16 protein-coding genes, 1 tRNA gene and 1 pseudogene are annotated in these 19,449 nt (G+C 66.2%); 3 read left to right on the top strand and 15 right to left on the bottom strand.

Features of this window, described 5'->3' with window-relative positions:
* Nucleotides 1–550 (top strand): annotated as a pseudogene (locus tag LH475_RS05755) (hypothetical protein); the annotation flags it as partial.
* Here the strand turns inward: LH475_RS05755 and LH475_RS05750 are convergent.
* The 8 genes from LH475_RS05750 to LH475_RS05715 form a co-directional block, all read right to left on the bottom strand.
* A complete protein-coding gene (locus LH475_RS05750; protein ID WP_196843575.1) occupies nt 528–1,727 on the bottom strand; it encodes a glycosyltransferase family 4 protein in 1,200 nt (399 codons plus the stop codon). The pseudogene LH475_RS05755 and the gene LH475_RS05750 sit on opposite strands and share 23 nt — an antisense overlap.
* Nucleotides 1,724–2,833 (bottom strand): hypothetical protein, encoded by a 1,110-nt coding sequence (locus tag LH475_RS05745; protein ID WP_297413089.1) that lies wholly within the window; start codon nt 2,831–2,833, stop codon nt 1,724–1,726. Before LH475_RS05745 ends, LH475_RS05750 begins: the two co-directional genes overlap by 4 nt.
* Nucleotides 2,830–3,804, bottom strand: a complete 975-nt coding sequence (locus LH475_RS05740) for a glycosyltransferase (protein WP_196843573.1) — start codon at nt 3,802–3,804, stop codon at nt 2,830–2,832. Before LH475_RS05740 ends, LH475_RS05745 begins: the two co-directional genes overlap by 4 nt.
* A gap of 95 nt (nt 3,805–3,899) precedes the next feature.
* Nucleotides 3,900–5,381 (bottom strand): polysaccharide biosynthesis tyrosine autokinase, encoded by a 1,482-nt coding sequence (locus LH475_RS05735; protein ID WP_196843572.1) that lies wholly within the window; start codon nt 5,379–5,381, stop codon nt 3,900–3,902.
* Nucleotides 5,382–5,486: 105 nt separating this feature from the next.
* Nucleotides 5,487–6,398, bottom strand: a complete 912-nt coding sequence (locus LH475_RS05730) for an alpha/beta hydrolase (protein WP_297413088.1) — start codon at nt 6,396–6,398, stop codon at nt 5,487–5,489.
* Nucleotides 6,395–7,465 (bottom strand): acyltransferase family protein, encoded by a 1,071-nt coding sequence (locus LH475_RS05725; RefSeq protein ID WP_196843570.1) that lies wholly within the window; start codon nt 7,463–7,465, stop codon nt 6,395–6,397. The genes LH475_RS05730 and LH475_RS05725 overlap by 4 nt, the downstream gene beginning before the upstream one ends.
* Before the next feature lie 33 nt (nt 7,466–7,498).
* Complete coding sequence (locus LH475_RS05720; protein WP_196843569.1) at nt 7,499–8,500, bottom strand: LCP family protein; 1,002 nt, start codon at nt 8,498–8,500, stop codon at nt 7,499–7,501.
* A gap of 181 nt (nt 8,501–8,681) precedes the next feature.
* A complete protein-coding gene (locus LH475_RS05715; RefSeq protein ID WP_196843568.1) occupies nt 8,682–9,449 on the bottom strand; it encodes an HAD-IIB family hydrolase in 768 nt (255 codons plus the stop codon).
* A gap of 127 nt (nt 9,450–9,576) precedes the next feature.
* On the opposite strand from LH475_RS05715, the gene LH475_RS05710 reads away from it, so the two are divergent.
* The gene (locus LH475_RS05710; protein ID WP_196843567.1) at nt 9,577–10,200 is read left to right on the top strand and encodes a flavin reductase family protein; all 624 of its coding nucleotides are present in this window, start codon (nt 9,577–9,579) and stop codon (nt 10,198–10,200) included.
* Here the strand turns inward: LH475_RS05710 and LH475_RS05705 are convergent, their stop codons facing one another.
* The 7 genes from LH475_RS05705 to LH475_RS05675 all read right to left on the bottom strand — a co-directional run bounded on the left by LH475_RS05705 (nt 10,201) and on the right by LH475_RS05675 (nt 18,872).
* Entirely contained in the window at nt 10,201–12,420 is a 2,220-nt protein-coding gene (locus LH475_RS05705; protein WP_297413087.1) for an acyltransferase family protein, read from the bottom strand. It lies immediately after the preceding gene.
* 195 nt (nt 12,421–12,615) lie between these two features.
* The gene (locus tag LH475_RS05700; protein ID WP_196843565.1) at nt 12,616–13,623 is read right to left on the bottom strand and encodes a putative sulfate exporter family transporter; all 1,008 of its coding nucleotides are present in this window, start codon (nt 13,621–13,623) and stop codon (nt 12,616–12,618) included.
* A 123-nt stretch (nt 13,624–13,746) separates the two neighbouring features.
* A complete protein-coding gene (locus LH475_RS05695) occupies nt 13,747–15,057 on the bottom strand; it encodes a UDP-glucose/GDP-mannose dehydrogenase family protein (protein ID WP_196843564.1) in 1,311 nt (436 codons plus the stop codon).
* A gap of 183 nt (nt 15,058–15,240) precedes the next feature.
* On the bottom strand, nt 15,241–16,128 hold the full coding sequence (locus LH475_RS05690; protein WP_196843563.1) for an aminotransferase class IV: 888 nt from the start codon (nt 16,126–16,128) through the stop codon (nt 15,241–15,243).
* A gap of 126 nt (nt 16,129–16,254) precedes the next feature.
* Nucleotides 16,255–17,196: an anti-sigma factor gene (locus LH475_RS05685; protein WP_297413086.1), complete on the bottom strand. Its 942-nt coding sequence runs from the start codon at nt 17,194–17,196 to the stop codon at nt 16,255–16,257.
* Entirely contained in the window at nt 17,193–17,777 is a 585-nt protein-coding gene (locus LH475_RS05680; protein WP_297413085.1) for a sigma-70 family RNA polymerase sigma factor, read from the bottom strand. The genes LH475_RS05685 and LH475_RS05680 overlap by 4 nt, the downstream gene beginning before the upstream one ends.
* A gap of 465 nt (nt 17,778–18,242) precedes the next feature.
* Nucleotides 18,243–18,872, bottom strand: coding sequence for a DNA-directed RNA polymerase subunit beta (locus LH475_RS05675; protein ID WP_196843560.1), 630 nt, complete (start codon nt 18,870–18,872; stop codon nt 18,243–18,245).
* A gap of 105 nt (nt 18,873–18,977) precedes the next feature.
* On the opposite strand from LH475_RS05675, the gene LH475_RS05670 reads away from it, so the two are divergent.
* Nucleotides 18,978–19,053, top strand: a tRNA-Lys gene (locus tag LH475_RS05670).
* Nucleotides 19,054–19,449: the final 396 nt, after the last annotated feature.

Below are 19,449 nucleotides of genomic sequence, written 5' to 3'. Positions count from 1 at the left end.
CGTACGGGCCTTCAGCACCGATAACAACGTCGTCGGCAACACCATCAAGAACACCGGCAAGCGCGACCCGTTCTACGGTGAGGGCATCTACATCGGAACCTCAGAGAACAACTGGTGCGCCCAGACCAACTGCCAGCCCGACAACTCCGACCGCACGTTGCTCATGGCCAACAACATCAGCCTGACCGGCGCCCAGCCGATCGAAGTCAAGGAGGGAACCTCGAACGGCATCATCCGCGACAACATCATTGACGGTACCAACGCCATGCCGCACGCTGAGGAATGGGTCAAGGTCAAGGGTAACGACTGGAGTATCTACAACAACCAGGGCAGGAACAGCACCATGCACGGCTTCGCGGTCAACGGAAGCGTCACCGGCTGGGGCCTGCGCAACACCTTCTTCGGCAACACCGCTCCGGTGAACGCCGCCGGGTATGGTTTCTTCATTCACGAGCAGGGCGGCAAGGGTGCCAGCGGCACCAAGGTCTACTGCTCGAACACCGTCACCGCTGCAGGGTCAGGATTCTCTAATCAGGCCTGTATCTCTTAACAACACGCTCTGATCGCCGGTCGAGCGCAGCCTTCCAGCTACGCTCGACCAGGGGGAAGACGGCGGCCGCCGAATACGCGTTCTCAAAGGCGGATCGGGCCAGATCCGCCTTTTTGGTGCGCCAGGCGGTATCCGTCATCGCGTGCCGCAGTGCCGACTCGAGCGAGTCGATATCGCCGGGTTCCACGATAACGCCCACGCCGTTCGCGAGCACAGCCGGCACGCCGCCCACCCGGGTCGCCACGACACAGTTATCGCGGGCCATCGCTTCGAGAATGAACATAGGCATCGCTTCCTCGCGGGAGGGCAACACCGCGATCGCCGAACGCTCAAGCAGCACCATCAGGGCCTTGTGGCTGAGCGGGCCGACGAACTCGGCCCGCGTGAGCGGCACCATTGGCTGGTCGGTGATCGGGCCGGCGATGACGAGTCGCCAGCGTGGATGCTCCGGCGCGAGCCGCTGCCACGCCGCCGCGAGCACGTCGACGCCCTTGCGTTTGCTGACCGCACCGCCGAACACCATGAGGGGTTCGATCTCGCGGCGGACACCGTCGGCGACAGCGTTCGGCACGAGCACTACCCGCTCCCCCGGCACAAACTCGGCGGCCGCGGCGCGCGATTCGGCCGAGAGGGCCAGCACCACATCGGCCGCCCGCAGAATGCGCCCGACCAGCCCGGGCCGTTTCTGTGCGAAGGCGGCGAAGGAGCTGCCGTGCAGCTGGGCGACCGTCGCGAACCCGCGCGCGCGTGCGAGTGCGAGCAACGCGCCCTCGCGCCCAAAGGAACCGCCCTGCGACAGATGCGCGATCACGACGGTGTTCTCGGGGTTGGACAGGCGCAGTACCGTCCAGAAAGCGGATGCCGCCACAGCAACTGCTCGCACCCCGCCACTGCCGTCGCGCGAGGAGATCATGTGCAGGTCGAAGTCGGCGAAGGAATGCGCCAGGTAGCCGTTGACGACCTGACTCATGCCGCCGGCGACCTCACCGCTGCGCCCGATGTGCACGGCGAGCAGCCGTTCGGGTGACGGCGCAACCATCGGACTGATCGTGATCGGCTGGGTGTTGCCCGGCTCCGTTTCGCCCGACTCAGCGTCAGCCGGCTCCGTCATGATCGGATGGATCTCTATCGGATCGGTATCGACCGGTCCGGTGTCGTGCGTTTCGGCGAGGCTCACCGCACGCTCTCGGTTGTCAGCACCTGGTCGAGCAGGCGACGCACGGTCTGTAATTCGCCCTGCGCTTGGGCCAATCCGGCCAGAATGGCCGCGCGCCGGCCGAGCAGGTTCTGCAATCGCCCCGTGATCTCGGCCGCGCTCAAGCCGGAGCTGGCGATGCTCACGTCGTGCAACCCGGCGGCGGCGAAGTGTCGGGCAATTTTGTCGGACTTGGCGTCCACCAGGAGCGCCGCCGGAACCGCTCCCTCGGTGAGGGCACCGACGAGCACGTGCAAGCGATCGCTCACGGCGAGCGCCGCCCGCCGGTACAGGGCGCGCAGACGCTGTTCCTGTTCGTCGTGGGCGGTGCCGTTCCAGCGCAGTGTCTGGCCGCCGAGGTCGACGGCGAGCTGACCGCACTTGTCGTCGTCGCGCAACACCTGGGTAACACACCAGATCTCGAGGCCGTTGTCGGCCGCGACGGCGCGCACCCCGGCAAGCCAGGCGGCGCTCGGGTAGTCGAGGTCGGAGCGCATCGACACAACGAGCACGTCGCGGCCTGCCGTACCGTTCGTATCGGCACCGTTCGAACCGGCACCGGTGCTGGCGAAGGCCAGATCGGGCATGATACCGCCCTGCCCGAGATACCCGGCCGTAGCCGCATCCCGCCAGAATGAGACGTTCGACAGCGCGATCGAGGGCCCCATGAGCGCACGCGGCAACGGGGAAAAGTTGCGGCTGCCGACGCCGATCCGGGCGACGCGGCCGTGCCGGGCGCGCACGAGAGCGAGCACCGGCAGCATGGCGAGGTGCTCCTTCATACCGGTCAGGGTGAGTTGAATCTCTCCCGGTTTGAAGACATACGAGGCCCGGCCGCGTGCCGCACTCAGAAGCGCCGCCGTGTACCAGCGGCCAAAGGAGCGGTATTGCACGTCGTCGGGCCCGAGGCCGAGCCCCTGGGCATACCCGTCGGGCGCGTCGCCGACGTACACGTGCAGCGGGCCGCTCGCACGCAACCAGTCGAGCAATTGGCGGCGCAGCAGAATGTCGCCGATGTTGTCGTATTGGCCGCGGGCGGGCACGAAGATCGCGCGCAGTACCCGCTGATGTGGTGCTCGTTCGCTCATCGGTCGCTGGGCAGCGGAATGCGCACACCGGTGTCGATGGCGCGGCCGGCAGCAAAGCGGATGACGTCGGCCGTCAGATCGGGCGCGTCAACGGCTCGGGCGACCCCGAGGTACTCGGCGAGTTCGGCGATCTGCATCTGATGGTCGTCGACGTGTTCGCCGCGGTGCTTGCGGCGGGTCACGATGACCGGAAAGATACCCATTTCGAGCAGCGCCATGAAGGTACCAACGCCAGCGTGGGTGATCACGACGTCGGCGGTCAGCGCGGCGTCGATGAACTGCGCGGTCGGCATCATCTGGTGCACCTGGCCGGGAAGATCGGTGCGGTTGGTGGTGAAACCGAGCTGCCAGACGGTGCGATCATCGGCCAGGCCGCTCGCGAGGACGGCGTCGACGAGGGAATCGAATCGATAACCCTCGATGGTACCGAGGGTGACGAACAGGCTGGGGCGATCCGGCGCGTGTCGGCTCAACGAATGGTAGGTGGAGAGCACGCTCGGGTGTGTTCTCCAGCGGTTGGTGGCCCAGGCGGGATGCTGGGTGCGCACGCTGACCAAGTGGCTGGCCGCGAGCATCCGCCCGCTGAGCGATGGCCCTTCGACGCGGGAGACGCTCTCGATGTACAGGCTCGGCACGCCCCTGAGCGCGGCCTGCGGAAGCGCGGCGACGGCGAGGCCGGCGCCGGTGCTCACGGCACCGTCAAAGGTTTCGTGCTTGAGCACCCGGCGCACGATGCCGGCCGCCCGCATCATGCCAACGTAGTCCCGGGGACGCACGTACGGCACGTGGATGCGGCGACGGCCGGCCAACAGGGAGCGGCTCTGCACGGAATCAAAGGTGACCCAGAGCGAGCTGGGCGAGGCGCCGAGCCCCGGCGCCAGCCGCACCAGCTGCGCCAGATGCCCGCCGGTGGAGGCGACGAGCAGAAGCTTCCGTTGCGTGGCGGGCGACGAATCGATCGGATGGGACATGTGCACGGACACTCTGGCTCCCTTCGGGTAAAGCCTGTATAAAACTGTTTCGAACGTGCGTCATAGAACGTGCGCCACGGTGGAGAACGCAGGGTCTACCAGGTGACGCGCTGTTGGGCGGGGGCGTCTGTGGAGGCAGACTCACGCTCGGGCGGAGTGGAACGACTCGCGTCGCTCGCGTCCGCGTCGATCGGTCGAGTGGCCCGGGGTGCCGTGCGGGTGGTCGCCGCGAAGCCGCCGTCTCGCACGAGCGCGTCGGGGCCACGGGTGGGAACCATCGCCAGCACGACGCCAAGCGGCGTGGTACCGACAGCTTCAAGGGCGTGGAACGCGGCGAGCAGTTCGGGTTCGCGCACCCGGTTGGCACCGACGACGAGAACGGTGCCGCCGGTCCAGCGGCTGAGCACGGCAGCGTCAGTCACGGCGAGCACCGACGGGGCGTCGATGAGCACATAGTCGTAGCTGCTGCTGAGCACGTCGAGCACGGTGCCCATCGTGGTCGATCCGAGCAGTTCGCTCGGGTTGGTGGGGACCTTGCCCGATGACAGCACGGTGAGCGGATGCTGTGTGCCCCACGATTGCAGGGATTCCTTGAGTTGCACGTCACCAACGAGCACGTCGGTCAGGCCACGATCGGCGTCGAGACCGAGATAGTCGGCCAGCCGCGGTGTGCGCAGGTCGGCGTCGATCACGGCGACGGTTGCGCCGCTCTCGGCCAACACGATGGCGAGGTTCACGAGCGTCGTCGTCTTGCCCTCCCCCGAGACGGAGGAGGTCACGACGAGGCTGCGGCGACTGGTGTCGGCGTCGGCGAACTCCAGGTTGGTGCGCAGCACCCGGAACGCTTCGGCGCGGGCGGTAGATGCACCGTCGGGGGTGATGATCGGGTTGCCGCCGGCTTCGAGGGGGATGCTGCCGAGCACCGGAACAACGGTGAGCCGCTCGATGTCGTCACGGTTGGAGATGCGACGGTCGAGCAGTCCGAGGATGAGCGCGGTCACCAGACCGACCAGCAGGCCGATCAGCAGACCGAAGGCAAGGTTGAGGTAGAGCAGGGGCAGCGCGGGGTTGTCGGGAGAGACTGCGGGGTCGAGCACTCCGACCGTGACCGGGCTCGCGCCGCCGTCGGCGGGCGTTTCCAGCTGGTTGATGACGACGTCGGTGAAGCTCTCCGAGACGGCCTGCGCGAGCTGCTGCGCTGCATCCGCCGTGGAGGCGAGGGCGGCAATTTCGATAACGGCGGAACCGGGCTGGGTCGTTGCCGTGACCCGCCGGGCCAGGTCGACCGCGCTCTCGTTGAGCTTCAAGCGCGTGATCACCGGGTCGAGTACGCGGGGGCTCGTGGCGACGTCGAGGTAGTAGGGCAGCTTCTGCACCACAAAGTTGTTGCCCTGCACAAGGTCACCGGGAGTGGACCCGTTCTGAATCTGCGCGGCGACGAACACCCGGGTGGAGGATTGGTATTGCACAGGGGTCAGCAGCGCTGACGCTGCCCCACCGACCAGACCGAGAAGGGTGAACGCGACAATGAGAGTCCATCGTTTTCGTAGTATACGAACCAGTCGTTTCAGTTCCATGCGTGCTTCTCCCCGCGTGATCGGCGCGTCGTGCTTCGGGTGCACGACGACAGGACCCTATGTTGGCATAAAAATCCTCACTTATGGACGGTTGGTACCGAGGATTTAATCAGTCCGTGTTGTAGTGTTCACCAAATTGTCGATGAGAAACTGACGAATGCTCGCTCGCGTCGCCTCGTCAAGGAGTTCCAATGCGTGTCGTTTACCGGGTTTCACGTCGAGCGTGACGGGTACACCGACCGCCTTGAGCGCGCGCGCCATGGCTTGGCCCTGCTCGACGGGAACGAGTTCTTTTTTGGAGATGGCAATGTAAAACGGCGGGTCGGTCGTGTCGACGGAGTACAACGGCGATGCGTCGTGGGCGTTTGGACAGTCGGCGAAGTCGTCGCAGCCGAGGTATTGCAAAATGGATGCGATTGCCATTTTCGATGGGTCACCGAGCTGGAGTCCGTTCTCGGTGAGGTCAACCGCGGGTGACATCGCCACGACCGCAGCGACCCGGTCGCCGCTGGTCAGGCTGCCGGTACCGTTGGTTCCGATCGAGGAGGCGATGATCGCGCCAGCCGAGCTGCCGAACAGTCCAATGCGTTCGGGGTCGATACCGAACTCGGCTACCTGGGCGGGCTCGCGCAGCCACTCGAGCGCGTCGGTCACATCGTTCACCTGCGCCGGATAGGCGAATTCCGGCGCCAGTCGGTAGTCGACGGAGAAGGCCGCAATGCCGCCGTCGGCCAGCTCTGAGCAGAGGGCGGTCATACCGCCGAAGTCCTTGGTGCCGCTGTCGAAGCCTCCGCCGTGAATGAGGATCATCGCCGCGGTCGGGGCTTTCTCTCCCTTGGGCAGGCAAGCGTTCAGCAGCAGCTTCTGGCCGCGAGCGGTGCCGTATTGCACGTCGTTGTGCAGCACGACCGAGTTGCTGTGCGCGTTGTCGACGGGCGCGGCGGGAGCGGCGGAGCATCCGCTCAGCAGCAGACCAACAGAAACCGCGAAGGCAATCACGGACGAGAGTTTCTTCACGGCAGATCTCCGTTCTGATGAGCCCGACGCGAGACCGGTTTGGTCTGGCGTTTGCGGAACGGACTGACCCAGAGAAAGGCGAACCGGCGGAGCAGCTTGGCGAGGTAGAGCGAAGCGACGAGCGCGACGGCGGCGAGCAGGAACGGCAGGGCGTTGCCGGCGCGTTGAAGCCAGGGTGATTCGGCGAACGGTGCGAGCAACGCGAGGGCGCTGGCCACGAGAAACAGGTGCAACAGGTAGATCTGAAAGCTGTATTGGCCGAGCGTGCTCATGAAGTTCAGCCATTTCACCCGCACCAAAAGGGTCGCCAGGGCGACGCCCATCGCGACGGCGACGGCGCTTTCAAGCAGAATCAGCCCGGGCAGACGGGAGAGGTGCAGCGGCACGAGCAGCACGGCGAGGCCGACATACGCGGCGACGAGCACGATCGCGTGCCAGACGCGCACCCGCGCGGCCAGACGATAGACCGTGTGCGGAAAATAGACGGCGACGATGAAAAACCCAAAGTTGGCGGCGACCCGGTCCCAGCCGACGTTGTCAAGGTCGAGCACGCCCGGCGTTGTCGACACGATCGCCAGTACGCCCGCGAGTCCGATTTGCACGCTGACCGGGAGTTTACGTAGCAGCCATGCGAGCAGGGTGAAAATGGTCAGGGCCCAGATGAACCAGTAACTGCTGGTGGGCCAGACTGGCAGCAGCGCAATGTTGAGCAGGTCGGTCGGGGATCGCTCTGTACCACGCAGGTGCGGCACGACGAGATAAAACCCGACACGGATGACGGACCACAGCAGGTAGAGATAGACCAGCGTGAGCAGACGACGGCGCCAAAGATCTTTCAGATTCCAGGTGAGCATGCGCCGGGCGGTGAGTCCGGCGATGAAGAAGAACACCGGCATCGGAAAGAAGCCCAGTACGAGGCGCAACCGCGGTGTTCCGCCGGCCAGCCCGAGGTCGTTGAGGAACAACGACGAGTGGTAGAGCACGACGAGAATGATCGCCGCGCCCTTGGCGAAGTTGATCCACTCGCGGTTCTCGGCCCGCATCTCTTGCACATGCGAAATGTACACGAGAAAAACTCGCTATGGTATCTCGCCCGGCCGTCAGGGAAGGTAGTCCTCGAACGAGTCGGTCTGAAAGGCCCGCTGCAGCGAGGGTAACGCACCGGTGTCGATGTTCACGATGGACTGCCCGTTGGCCGAGGTTCCGGTGCCGCTCGTGGGCAGGGTGAAGAATGTGAGATCGCTGCCGTGCAGGTCGCGCAGCTGCAGCTGCAGGCCGGTGAGGTAGGCGAAGTCGAGGCCGTCATCTACCGCGAGCCACGGGGTCACCGCCTCGATCAGGTGGACGAGGGTGGCCGGATTGGTCACGGTGCGGGAGCTCATGACGGTGCTCAGCATGGCCTTGAGGAAGCGCTGCTGGTTGCGCACTCGGGTGAAGTCTCCGTCCGCGAAAGCGTAGCGTTCCCGCGAGTAGGCGAGCGCCTCGGCGCCGGTCACGATTTGCTTGCCGACGGCGAAGCTGTGGCCCGTGATTTTGGAGGAAGCAAACGCGACAGGGTTGTCGATTTCGACGCCGCCGAGGGCATCCGTGATGGCTTGGAAACCCTCGAAATCGACGACGGCGACATGGTCGATGCGCGTCTTGATCAGACTTTCTACGGTTTGAACGGCGAGCGGCACCCCACCCCAGGAGAGCGCGGCGTTGATCTTAGCCTGGCCATGGCCGGGAATTTCCAGCCAGCTGTCACGCATGATCGACATAACCCAGACACCTTCGTGGTTGGCTGGAATGTGCACGATCATGATCACGTCGGAGCGTTGTCCGGTCAGGTCGTTGATCGAGGTGTTGTGCGCGCCGCGGGTGTCGGAACCGAGCACCAAAATATTCTGGGCTTCGGCCACCTGGCCGGAACTGGGCGCCGGACGCACATTGTCGGGCGGAAAGACGGTGCTGAGAGTGGCGACCTGGTCGTCAAAGGAGTGGCTGATTTTGTAGGCGCCAACACCCCCGATTCCGGCCGCAAGAAGCGAGAGGGAGATGATGCTGGCGAGAGTGATCCGCCAGACCTTTTTGCGGCGCCGGTGTCGAAGTGTGTAGGGCACGGTACTGCCTCCTGAGACCGCCTTCGGGAGCGGTGTGCATACCGTAGGCCGGTCTCCCCTTCAGCGGAATGGGGCAACGCAGAGTCAGCCTCGAACTGGGGGTAAAAGCACGAGTCGCGTGGAGAGGTGAGCCCCGGGGCCAGACGGTGACGTAGCGGGGCCAGACGGTGACGTAGCGGGGTCAGACGGTGACGTAGCGGGGAATGAGGTCCTCGAGCAGGGCGGCGGTGTCGGGCCAGCCCTCGACGGCAATGCACTCCACGCCGAGCACCTTGACCGGGTAGTCGTTGCCGTTCTCGTCGAGCCGATCACCGACGAACAGCATGTCTTCGAGGCCGACACCGGTGAGGCTGGCCAGACGCTTCATTCCGTAGGCCTTGTCGATGCCCTGCCGGGTGATATCAACGGATGTCGACCCGCCGGAACGCACCTCGAGGTCGGGTAGCAGTGCCTGCGCGCCCTCACGCAGGGCATTCTTCTTCTCACCGGTCGGGTCCCAGGCGATCTTGGCCGCCACCGGGGCGGCCTGACCGAGTGCGGAGAAGGTGATCTGGGAGCCGCGGTCTTCGAGAATGGGGCCCCAGGTGTCGCTCTCCCAGAAGCCCAGGCGGCGGGCGGTCTGCTCGACCGAATCGCGGGCCCGGGTCTTCTGGTCGTCGCTGAGGTTCTCGGCGTACACCTGGGTCCAGCCCTGGGCGTCGCTGCGGTAATACTGCGTGCCGCAGGTGGGCATGAGGTGCAGGCGGGCGAGTTTTTCCGGGCTGATCTCGGGCAGGTTGTCGATGATCTGCGCCTGGAACTGACCGAACTGGCCGCCGGAAATGATACAGACCTCGGTGACACCGAGCAGCTTCACGAGCAGGTCGATCATGGTCGGATCGAGCGCAGACTTGGACGGTGCGAGCGTATCGTCGAGGTCAAAGGCCACCAGGCGGGGAAGAAGAGGCATCAGTCCACTCTATCGGCGTGAGCAGGGCTCGGCCGTGTGCGCTGCCGGTGCGTGCGATGCCACCCGCCGGCGGCGCGCCGCTGGCATGCGCCCGGGCCGAGGGCGCCGCAGTTGTTAGCCTGAGCGGGTGCGTACTGACTTTGACCCCCGGGATCTGCCCCGCCGCGACTTCTACCGCCTGCTGAACTCGCTCGTGGTGCCGCGGCCGATTGCGTGGGTGTCGAGCCGGTCGGCGGCGGGTGTCGACAACCTGGCGCCACATTCGTTCTTCACCGTGGCATCCGTGTCGCCGGCCATCGTGCAGTTCACCTCGGTGGGCGTCAAGGACACCGTGCGCAATGTTCTCGCGACCGGGGATTTCGTGGTGAACTTTACGCCGGAGTCGCTGTTCGAGGAGGTCAACGCGACCGGCACCGACTTCGGGCCCGAGGAGAGCGAGTTCGACCGGGCCGGGCTCACTCGGGAGCCGAGCCTGACCGTGGGCTCGATGCGGGTCGCCCAGTCCCCCGCGGCGATCGAATGCCGCCTGCACTCCACGCTCAAGCTCGGCGATTGCACCCTCGTGTTCGGCGAGGTCACGCACATCGCGGTGTCGTCTGCGGTGCTGAACGGGGCGCATCCGCTTATTGAGAAGCTGCGACCGCTGTCGCGGCTGGGCCTCGATGAGTGGGGAACCATCGGCGAGGTCAAGGAGATCAAGCGCATTCGCGCGAGCGACTGGCCGCGCGAGTTTCGCCCGCACCAGCACTAGCTAGGCGGTCGGCGGGAACAGGGCCTCGGCGAGCAGCGGGCCGAGCTGGGCGCTCGCCTCGCGCACGAAATGCTGGCCGTCGAAGAACACCGGCGTGCTGTCGATGAAGGCGGGGCAGCTGTTGTCGACGCAGAGCCACGGCACGACGTTCACGTACTGGGCGAAGCCGCCGTGCTGGCTGACCGCAGCCTGCTCACTCGCGACGACCTTCTGATAGAGGCTCGACGGGCTGTAGGCGCAGTCCTCCGGGGCGCTCGTGAGAGTCTTGCACTCGGAAAACGGCGTGCTGGCCGGCGGCGGCGAGAGTACCGCAACGTGGTCAGTTGACCCCTGCAACGAGGTGATCGTATCGGCGGTCGCGGTCTGCCACTCGGTCAGGGCGGCGGCTCCTTCGTTGCCGCTGGCGAGGCGCACGATGGATGCGGCCAGGCTCGACATGATCACGAGGTCGGGCGAGAGTCGGGCGACCTCGGCGTAGACCCAGGCGTGGTGGTCGTTGCACGTGGCCGCCGACGCGTCGGAGGCGTTCTTGGGCGCGACCGAGATATTAACGGCCGGGCAGGAGAACATGGTCAACGATTGCACGTTGTAACCAAGCGGTTCGAGCGCCGCGCGAATGGCCGGCATGTAGCTGATCGCCATGGAATCGCCGAGCAGTACAGCGGTCTTCGCCGCTTGGGGGTCGCCGTAGAGGCAGCCGACGGCGTTCTTTTTGCTGACTGAGAGGCAGTTGTCGTCGACCCATTCCGGGACGCCGGAGTTGTCGCCGAGGGCGTCGAACGCCGGGGTAGCCTCGGGCCAGGCGGTACTCGCGAGGGCCGCCGTGATAGCGGCCTGCCGGGTCGCCAGCAGGGTGGCGGGTTCGGTGGGCGTTTCCACTCCCCGATCGGCGCCCGCGCCGATCGGAGCAGCGTCCGCAGACGGGCCGGACGCGGTGCGGGCGTTCAGGGCGACGAACGAGACCGAAACGATGACGAGGGTCACGACGACAAGGGCGCCGATCCAGGCTTGGGCCGCGCTGATGCCCCAGCGGCGTTGGGGGGCGGGGCGGAGCATCCGTTCTCGCTGGCGGGTGTGGGAGTTTTCGAGCCAGAGCGAATGGCGGATGGGGTCTTCGACTAGGTGAAAGGAGAACACCGAGAGCGCGACCATGAGCACGAGGGCGAGCGGCAGATAGAGCGGCGAGTCGGTGGCGAAGACGGTGGCCAGCAGAATGACCACTGGAAAGTGCCAGAGATAGAGGGAATAGGAAATTTTACCGACGTAGCGACTGAGGGGGTTGGGCAGGGGGAACAGGAGGCGCTGCTCGGGCCGGCCGATACCAGCGGCAATGACGAGGGCGGCTCCAGCGACGGGCAGCAGGCCCCAGGGCGCGGGAAACGGCGAGTCGCGGCTGATCAGCACCAGGCTCGCAGCGATAACGGCGAGGCCGAGCCAGGCGAGCACGGGGCGCAGAGCCGTGGGCAGCTTGGCGATCCCGGGCGCGGACGCGGCGAGGAGTGCGCCGATGCCGAGCTCCCAGGCTCGGGCTCCGGTGGAGAAGTAGGCGATGGCACTGCTGGTGGAGGTCTCCACGAAGCTCCAGGTCAGAAATGCAAGGGTGATCACACCCGTGGTGACGGCGACCGTCGTGATGAGGGCGCGGGCGCTCAGCGTGCGGCGGCCGGCGAGGGTGAAGATGACGATGAGCAGGAACGGCCAGACAAAGTAGAACTGTTCTTCCACCGCGAGCGACCAGTAATGCTGCAAGGGGGAGACGGCGTTGGTGGCCTGCAGGTAGTCGGTTCCGACGAAGGCGAAATGCCAGTTGGCGACGAACAAGGCTGAGAACACGCCGTCCCACAGGGTGCTCAGGGCGCGGGCGCTCGGCAACAGCAGGAACCCGATCGCCACCGTCACAACGAGCACGAGCAGCGAGACCGGCAGAATGCGCCGGATGCGCCGGCGGTAGAAGTCGACGAGGGAGATGCGGCCGGTGCGGGCATGTTCCTTGAGCAGCAGGCTCGTGATGAGAAAGCCGGAGATGACGAAGAAAATATCGACGCCGATGAAACCGCCCGAGGGCCAGCCGAGCAGGTGGTCGAGAATGACAACGATCACGGCGACCGCCCGCAGTCCTTCAATGTCACCACGGAACGTGCGGGTGGCAGATTTGCCGCCGGCTGGGCTGGCCGGGTCGGGTGCGCGTTGCTGAGTTTCCAGGGTGGACTGAACGGACATGTATAGCCTCCGACTCGGGTTTCGGAACTGGTACCTGTTGGGCCCAGCGTTCGGGCACGCCCTGAGATTATGACGTAATCTCAACTCGTCATGCAAACCCGGCCCACGAGTTTTTACCTGACCGACACAACCTCGCCGGTGCGGGCCGACTCCTGCGCGGCGAGCACAATTTCCAGCGAGCGGATGCCAGTGGCCCTACCCGTTCAGGGCCACGGCGCCCAAGGCGAGGGCTGCGATGAATGCCCAGGAGATCAGACCGACACTGAGCGCCCGGCCGCCCGTGCGCAGTAGTCCGCCAAGGTTGACGGTCGTGCCGAGAGCAAAGAGTGCCATCGCGAGCAGTGCGGTTTGTACCAGATCGGCGGCGTCGAGAACCTGAGCGGGCAGGGGCACCAGGGTGCGCACGAGCGTGGCCGCGATGAAACCCGCCACGAACAACGGAATGATCGGCGGCCGCGGCGCACCGGGAGTATCGGCATCCGTTGGTGAAAGCGCGCGGTCGTCGAGGCGGTGGCGTTCCACGATCGAAGCAACCGAAACGATCGGGGCGAGCATGAGCACGCGCGTGAGCTTCACGACAAGGGCAACGGCGAGCGCTCCCGACCCGGCAATTTGGGCGGTAGCGACGACCTGGCCGACGTCGTGCACACCGGCGCCGACCCAGTGGCCAAATTGCATCGCGCTCAAGCCGAGCGGATGCCACAGCAGCGGCAACACGGCGATCGCGAGGGTTCCACACAGGGTCACCAACGCGATCGGGGTGGCTGTCTCTTCGTCTTTGGCCTTGACGACGCCGCTCATGGCACCGATCGCCGAGGCGCCGCAAATACTGAATCCGGTCGCGATGAGCAACGGTTGATGCCCGGGAAGGCCGAACCAGCGGCCGAGGCCGAGCGTGCCGACGAAGGTGAGCAGCACGATCGCGACGGTGCTGGCGATGGTCACCCAACCGAGCTCGGCAATGTCGACAAGGCTGAGTTTGAGGCCGAGCAGTACGATTCCAAGCTGCATGAACGGTTTCGCGGCGACGGACAGGCCGGGCGCGAGAACCCCAGCGAGCGCCGGACGCACCGCCGGGATCTGGCCGATGACGATTCCAAGCACAATGGCCATGGTGAGCAGGGGGATGGCGGGTACGGCGACGTGCACGCCCCAAGCCACGAGGGCAGCGACGGCCGCCACGAGAATTCCCCGAAACCACATTCCTACGAGTCTAGGCGGACCCGCGAGCTGACCGATCGAAGTCGCGGGGGGCGGGGCGCAAGCGCGAACGATCGCCCCGCCAGAACAGGCATGCCCGGGCCCGGAACGCGCTCTGGGAGAGAGCTAGGGGCGCCCGAGGCCGTGGTAGGTCCAGCCGGCGGCGCGCCAGGCTGCCGGGTCGAGGGCGTTGCGGCCGTCGACCACCGTCTTGGTACGCACGAGCGAGCCGGCCCAGACCGGGTCGAGGTGCCGAAACTCGGGCCACTCGGTGACGAGCACAACGGCATCCGCTCCGCGCAGGGTGTCCTCAAGCGATTCCATGTACTGCAGCTGCGGATGGCGCGCCCGCGAGTTCTCGATGGCCTGCGGGTCGGTGGCCACGACTTCGGCACCGAGGCCGCGCAGCTGCACGGCCACGTCGAGCGCCGGAGAGTCGCGCACGTCGTCGGAGTGCGGCTTGAAGCTCAGGCCGAGGACCGCGACTTTTTTGTTATAGACGGAGTCGCCGAGCGCCCCGACGGTGAGGTCGACGACGCGCTGGCGGCGACGCAGGTTGATCTTGTCGATCTCTTTGAGAAAAGCCACGGACTCGCCGCGCCCCAACTCTTCGGCGCGGGCGGTGAAGGCGCGAATGTCCTTCGGCAGGCAGCCGCCCCCGAAACCGACCCCGGCACCGAGAAAGCGGCGGCCGATCCGGCCGTCGTAGCCGATCGCATCCGCTAGCTGGGTGACGTCGGCCCCGGTGACCTCGGCGATTTCGGCCATGGCGTTAATGAAGCTGATCTTGGTGGCGAGGAACGCGTTCGCGGCGACCTTGACGAGTTCGGCGGTGGCGTAGTCGGTGATGACGAGGGGGGTGTCGGCGGCGAGCGCCGTGGCGTAGATCTCGTTGAGCAGCGCTGTGGCGTGCTCGCCGGCCGCGCCCGGGGCGATCCCGTAAACGAGGCGATCGGGGCTGATGGTGTCGTGCACGGCGAATCCCTCGCGCAGAAACTCGGGGTTCCAGGCGAGCGATGCTCCGCTGCCGGCCTCGATGAGTTCGGCCAGGCGGGCGGCGGTTCCCACCGGCACCGTGCTCTTGCCCACGACGAGGTCACCGTCGGCCAGATGCGGAATGAGCGATTCGATGGAGGCATCGACGTAGCGCAGGTCCGCGCTGTAGCTGCCGGGCTTCTGCGGAGTCCCGACGGCGATGAAGTGCACCTGTGAGCCGGCGGCATCGGCTACGTCGGTACTGAAGCGCAGGCGACCGCTGTTCATTGCCGACGTGAGAACCTCGGGCAGTCCGGGTTCGAAGAACGGGGGCCTGCCGATGGCAAGTTGGGCGATCTTGGCGGCGTCGACGTCAATTCCGACGACGTCGTGGCCCAGTTCGGCCATGGCCGACGCGTGTACGGCACCCAGGTAGCCGCATCCAATGACAGAAATTCTCATTTATTCCTCTCGGTCCCCCCCAGAGCATAGTGGGCGCGGCACGTCGTCCCAATTCGGACCTGTAAACATGTGGATGCCCCCGTGCTTTCCGGGCCCGGGCCCGGAAAGCGGGCCCATGATCGTGGGCCCGGGTTCAGAAGGTGGGCCGGGGCGGGGCGGCCGGCCGGGGCAGGGGCCGCCGTTTCAGGCGGTGCGGGCCAGGAGGTACGCGTTCAGTGCGCTGGTCAGAGGGTGGTCCGCAGGGAACGGGCCACCGTCGAGGACGACCACGGAGACCGCCAGGCGCACGCTCGAGACGAGCCACGCGGCATCCGCCTGGCGAAGCTCGCCGATCGTGACATCACGATAGTCGACCCGTTCGCCCCGCGCACGCAGGTAGTCGAACATGCTCTGCTGCGTGGTTCCGTGCAGAATGGCCCCGCTCGGCGCCGGCGTGACATACTCACCGTTGATGCGCAACACGACGCTCGAGGTCGGGCCCTCCAACACGTAGCCGTCGGTGGTGAGAAAGATGGTGTCGTCGGCGCCGCGCCGGTGGGCCTCGCGGATCGCCGCCATGTTCACGGCGTAGCTGAGGGTTTTGGCGCCCATCAGCAACCAGGGGGCGCGTTCGGCCACGCCGCGCGGGTAGCCGCGGTCGAGGGTGATCGCACGCACGCCGCTCGCGCGCACCCCGCTGAAGTCCGCCGCCGCGCTCGCGTGCAGCCAGGCGGTTGGCGCCGGGCCGTGCTCGACGCCGCGGCTGAGCACGAACTTGAGCGCTATCTCGCCCTGCTGCGGAATGCGCGCGACGGCGTACGCGATCGCGGCCCGCCACTGCTCGGCATTCGGCGCCGGCAGCTCGCAGATGCGCGCGGAGTTGCGCAACCGGCTGACGTGCGGCTCGACCTCCTGCGGGTGGCCGTTGACGACTGCGAGGGTCTCGAAGACTCCGTCGCCGCGTTGGGTGCTGAGCTCCCCCACTCGGAGGGCCGGGGCGCTGGACTCCATCTCGTGGAAGGTGCCGTCAAAGTTCTGTCGAAGCGAGTCGGCGGGCACGGGGTCGATCAGCAGGGTGAAGGGCAGTCTCATGCACCGAGCCTACTTCGCGCATCCGCGCGCTGCGGCAAGCGGATGCGGCCGTCCACCAGCAGCCCGAATCGGTCGCGGGCCAGGCGTATCGTGGCTGCACCCAAAACGGCGGGTGCGGCCAGCAGGTCAGCTCTGGAAGGCGACGATCGGGTTGCTGGTGGGCTGGTCGGACCCTCCGTTAGGTTCAACGGTGACGCCAACCTGGTCGCCGGCGCGCATCCTGCCCTCGAGCACGCGCCAGGCGGTGCCATCCCCGCTCGAGTCGAAGGTTCCGGCCGAGGCCGCTCCCTCACCGTTGATATACCAGAGCTGGTAGTCCTGGTTGCTCGGCAGCACGGGCAGGTTGTCGACCAGCACCGCGGAGATTCCGAGCTTGTTGGACCAGACCAGGGTGGCTTCCTGGCCGTCGGCGGTGGTCGTCGCGGCGCGCTGGGAGTCGGCGGCGGCGTTGATCTGCGCGAGCCCGGAGGCCTGCTGCGACTCGAACTGGTTGGTGTTGAGCGTCTGGCCGAGGAAGGTTCCGCCGACGAACAGCGCCACTGCGGCTGCGGCAGCGAGCAAGAACTGCGCCGGACGCTTGAACCAGCGCGTCTGGGCACGCTCCGATGCCGTCGCTGAGAGGTGCGTGCTGCTGGCTGCACCGTTACGTGAGTGGATGTCCGCGACCGGCCGGTTGAGGCCGGCACCGGAAGGCGCAGCGTTGGCAGGCGCGTCGCCGCCGGACGTCGGCGCGGGAACGACGGAGGTCGCACCGGGAACGGACGCGGCAGCATCCGTTGTGGCGGGGCCAGCGGCACGCGATGCGGGCACCGGCGGAAGCTGCGGGGTCGACGCGAGCATCGACATGAGGTTGGCCTTGAGCGAGGCCGAGGGCTGCACGGGTGCCACGGCGAGGCCGAGGGCCACCGCGGTGTCGTTCAACTCGGCAGCCTCGATGCGGGCTCGCTCGGATTCGGCGAGGTGCGCCTCGAACACGGCTGTGTCGTGCTCGTCGAGGGCATGCAGGGCGTAGGCACCGGCGAGGTCGGCCGGGTGTTGCTCGGCATCATTACGGCCGTCGCGGGTCATGATGCCACGCCCAATTCGTCGCGCAGGCGGATGAGTCCGTCGCGGAGCCGCGTTTTCACGGTGCCCAAAGGAATGTGGAGCATGTCGGCGACCTCACTATGACTCAGCCCGCCGTAATACGCGAGGCTCACAGCTTGACGCTGCAGCTGTGTCAATCGAGTCATCGCCTTCTCCACCCTTTCATGTTCGATTCGTACTTCAACAGTTTCGGCAACGTGATCGAAGGCCACTGCCAGATCACGGATTCCGATTTTGGTGTCGCGGTCACGTCCGGCCTGCGACGACCGAATTCGGTCGACCGCTCGCCGGTGTGCCATGGTGAGGATCCAGGTGCTCGCACCACCACGAGTTGGTTCGTACCGTGACGCCGACTGCCAGATCTCCAGAAAAATCTCCTGGGTCACTTCTTCCGACTGCGCGTGGTCGACGAGCAGACGCTTGACCAGGCCAAGCACTCGCGGGGAGATCTGGTCATACAGTTCTCCGAAGGCCGATTGGTCGCCGTGGGCTACTCGACCCAGCAACGCCTCCTTGGTGGCAGGGGCTGCTGGCGCGAGGTCTCCGGCGGAATCAACAGTCATGAGATCTAGCATGTCAGGTCTCGTCCCGTTCCATGACTATGGTTCGGTGCGAAGTCGGTAACGGATTGGTCGATCTGAGAAGTCATCCGCGTGAACGGATTGCCCGCGCGGTTCGCCGTGCAGCGCCAGGTTGCGGTCCGCGGGCGGGTGTCGTGAAGGTGGCAGGGAAGAAGGTCGGGCCGCAGAGCACCTCTCGGCGCGAGGCCGCTCGAAGCGGCGAATAATGGAACCCGGGATTACTGCGACCCGACCAGCTTCCAGTGTATTCGAGCAGGGCGGTCGGCGGCGAATGTTCGCCGTCGGCGCACAGTGGATTCTGGGGTTACTCGGGCAGCGAGGCCGTGGGCACATGGCGATCTCGATCCGCGCCCGTCGGGTCCCACCCTGTGAACGCAGGCCCAGGATAGAACATGGGCCCACTTTCCGGGTCCGGGCCGGGCAAGTAAATGGGAAGGCCCGGGCCCGCTACTCCAGGGAGTCGCGGCGCCAGAGGCGCGCGCAGGCCGCGAACTCGGCGGCGGTGGTCGAGAAGCGCAATGCCCGGGTGGTCAGCTCCGACGAGCGGTGCGGCTCCGTCAGCTCAAGATCGTCGGCGATGCTCGCCGCGCCGACCGCGGTGACCCGGCAATACGCCGCGCCGCGATCCAGCGCGACGGCGAAGTCGCCGGTGAACAGCCCGCGCAGAATCTCGTCGGCCAGAACGATGATCTCGGCGGGACCGGTGGGCACCGCGGCGCCCGCGACGAGCGGATCGATCGTGGCCGCAGCATCCGTTCCCCGCTGGTAGAGGTAGGCGCAACCCTCAGGATCCTGCCGGATGAGCATGCGAATAAGGTAGATGCGCCAGAGCGCGCCCGGCAGACTGCGCGGCGTGGCCCTCGACCAGAGCTCGGCGACCGCGTCGATGCCGTTCTCGTCGGTATACCTCACGAGACGTTCGACCGTCTCCGGGTCGGGGTCGCTGCGCACCCGGTTGAGCAGGGCCTGCGCGGTTTCGTGCGCGACGCGGCTGATATGGGCCGGATCGTCGCCACCCTGGAACGCCTCGAACTTGTTCACCGAGAACAGGGTGGGTTTGTGAAAGTTGTCGGCCACGGCTGGTTCTCCTCGGTTGTTTTGGTCTTCAGACGGCAGGTTTTTTGCTGCCCTCCACGCTACCCAGAAAAGCTGGGCGCGAATCCACGGTAGATTAGAACCTATGGGCCTCTAGCTCAGTTGGTAGAGCAAAGGACTTTTAATCCTTGGGTCGTCGGTTCGAGCCCGACGGGGCCCACCATGATCGCGCACGTGGCGCGGCACATGCGCACTGAATCCACCGGATTCGGTGCGCATGTGCGTTCTCCGGCCCGAGCGCCGGTTCTGCCCGCCGGTCGCGGGGTACGCCCGTGGCCAACTCCGGAAAATTTCCGGCCACGCTGAACCGCCGCCCCGTGTTTTTCTTGGCCGAACCGTCACACCGTGACCGGATTTTCTGAATCAGCCACCAGGTCCAGCAGAGAACTGGGCACCGGCGCAGCGCAGCCAGCCTTAGAGGGGTCAGCTCACGAAACGGAATAAATACCACGCTAAGAGTTTCCGGGCCTGTGCAGGGGGCGGAGTTTTCCGGCTTTGGGTTGGCGGGGGTTGTTCCAGGTGTAGTCGCCGGTGAGGTTGATGTGTTCCCAGCCGAGTG

Source organism: Cryobacterium sp. (genome assembly GCF_026786305.1).
Lineage (GTDB): Bacteria > Actinomycetota > Actinomycetes > Actinomycetales > Microbacteriaceae > Cryobacterium.
The sequence above is the reverse complement of the archived record's forward strand: the minus strand, read 5'-3'. Positions and strand labels throughout refer to the sequence as shown.

What these genes read in the sequence shown, in the direction of transcription:
- LH475_RS05745 (WP_297413089.1), bottom strand. Translation starts at nt 2,833, where the DNA reads ATGAGCGAACGAGCACCACATCAGCGGGTACTGCGCGCGATCTTCGTG.
- LH475_RS05740 (WP_196843573.1), bottom strand. Translation starts at nt 3,804, where the DNA reads ATGTCCCATCCGATCGATTCGTCGCCCGCCACGCAACGGAAGCTTCTG.
- LH475_RS05735 (WP_196843572.1), bottom strand. Translation starts at nt 5,381, where the DNA reads ATGGAACTGAAACGACTGGTTCGTATACTACGAAAACGATGGACTCTC.
- LH475_RS05715 (WP_196843568.1), bottom strand. Translation starts at nt 9,449, where the DNA reads ATGCCTCTTCTTCCCCGCCTGGTGGCCTTTGACCTCGACGATACGCTC.
- LH475_RS05705 (WP_297413087.1), bottom strand. Translation starts at nt 12,420, where the DNA reads ATGTCCGTTCAGTCCACCCTGGAAACTCAGCAACGCGCACCCGACCCG.
- LH475_RS05700 (WP_196843565.1), bottom strand. Translation starts at nt 13,623, where the DNA reads ATGTGGTTTCGGGGAATTCTCGTGGCGGCCGTCGCTGCCCTCGTGGCT.
- LH475_RS05695 (WP_196843564.1), bottom strand. Translation starts at nt 15,057, where the DNA reads ATGAGAATTTCTGTCATTGGATGCGGCTACCTGGGTGCCGTACACGCG.
- LH475_RS05690 (WP_196843563.1), bottom strand. Translation starts at nt 16,128, where the DNA reads ATGAGACTGCCCTTCACCCTGCTGATCGACCCCGTGCCCGCCGACTCG.
- LH475_RS05685 (WP_297413086.1), bottom strand. Translation starts at nt 17,196, where the DNA reads ATGACCCGCGACGGCCGTAATGATGCCGAGCAACACCCGGCCGACCTC.
- LH475_RS05680 (WP_297413085.1), bottom strand. Translation starts at nt 17,777, where the DNA reads ATGACTGTTGATTCCGCCGGAGACCTCGCGCCAGCAGCCCCTGCCACC.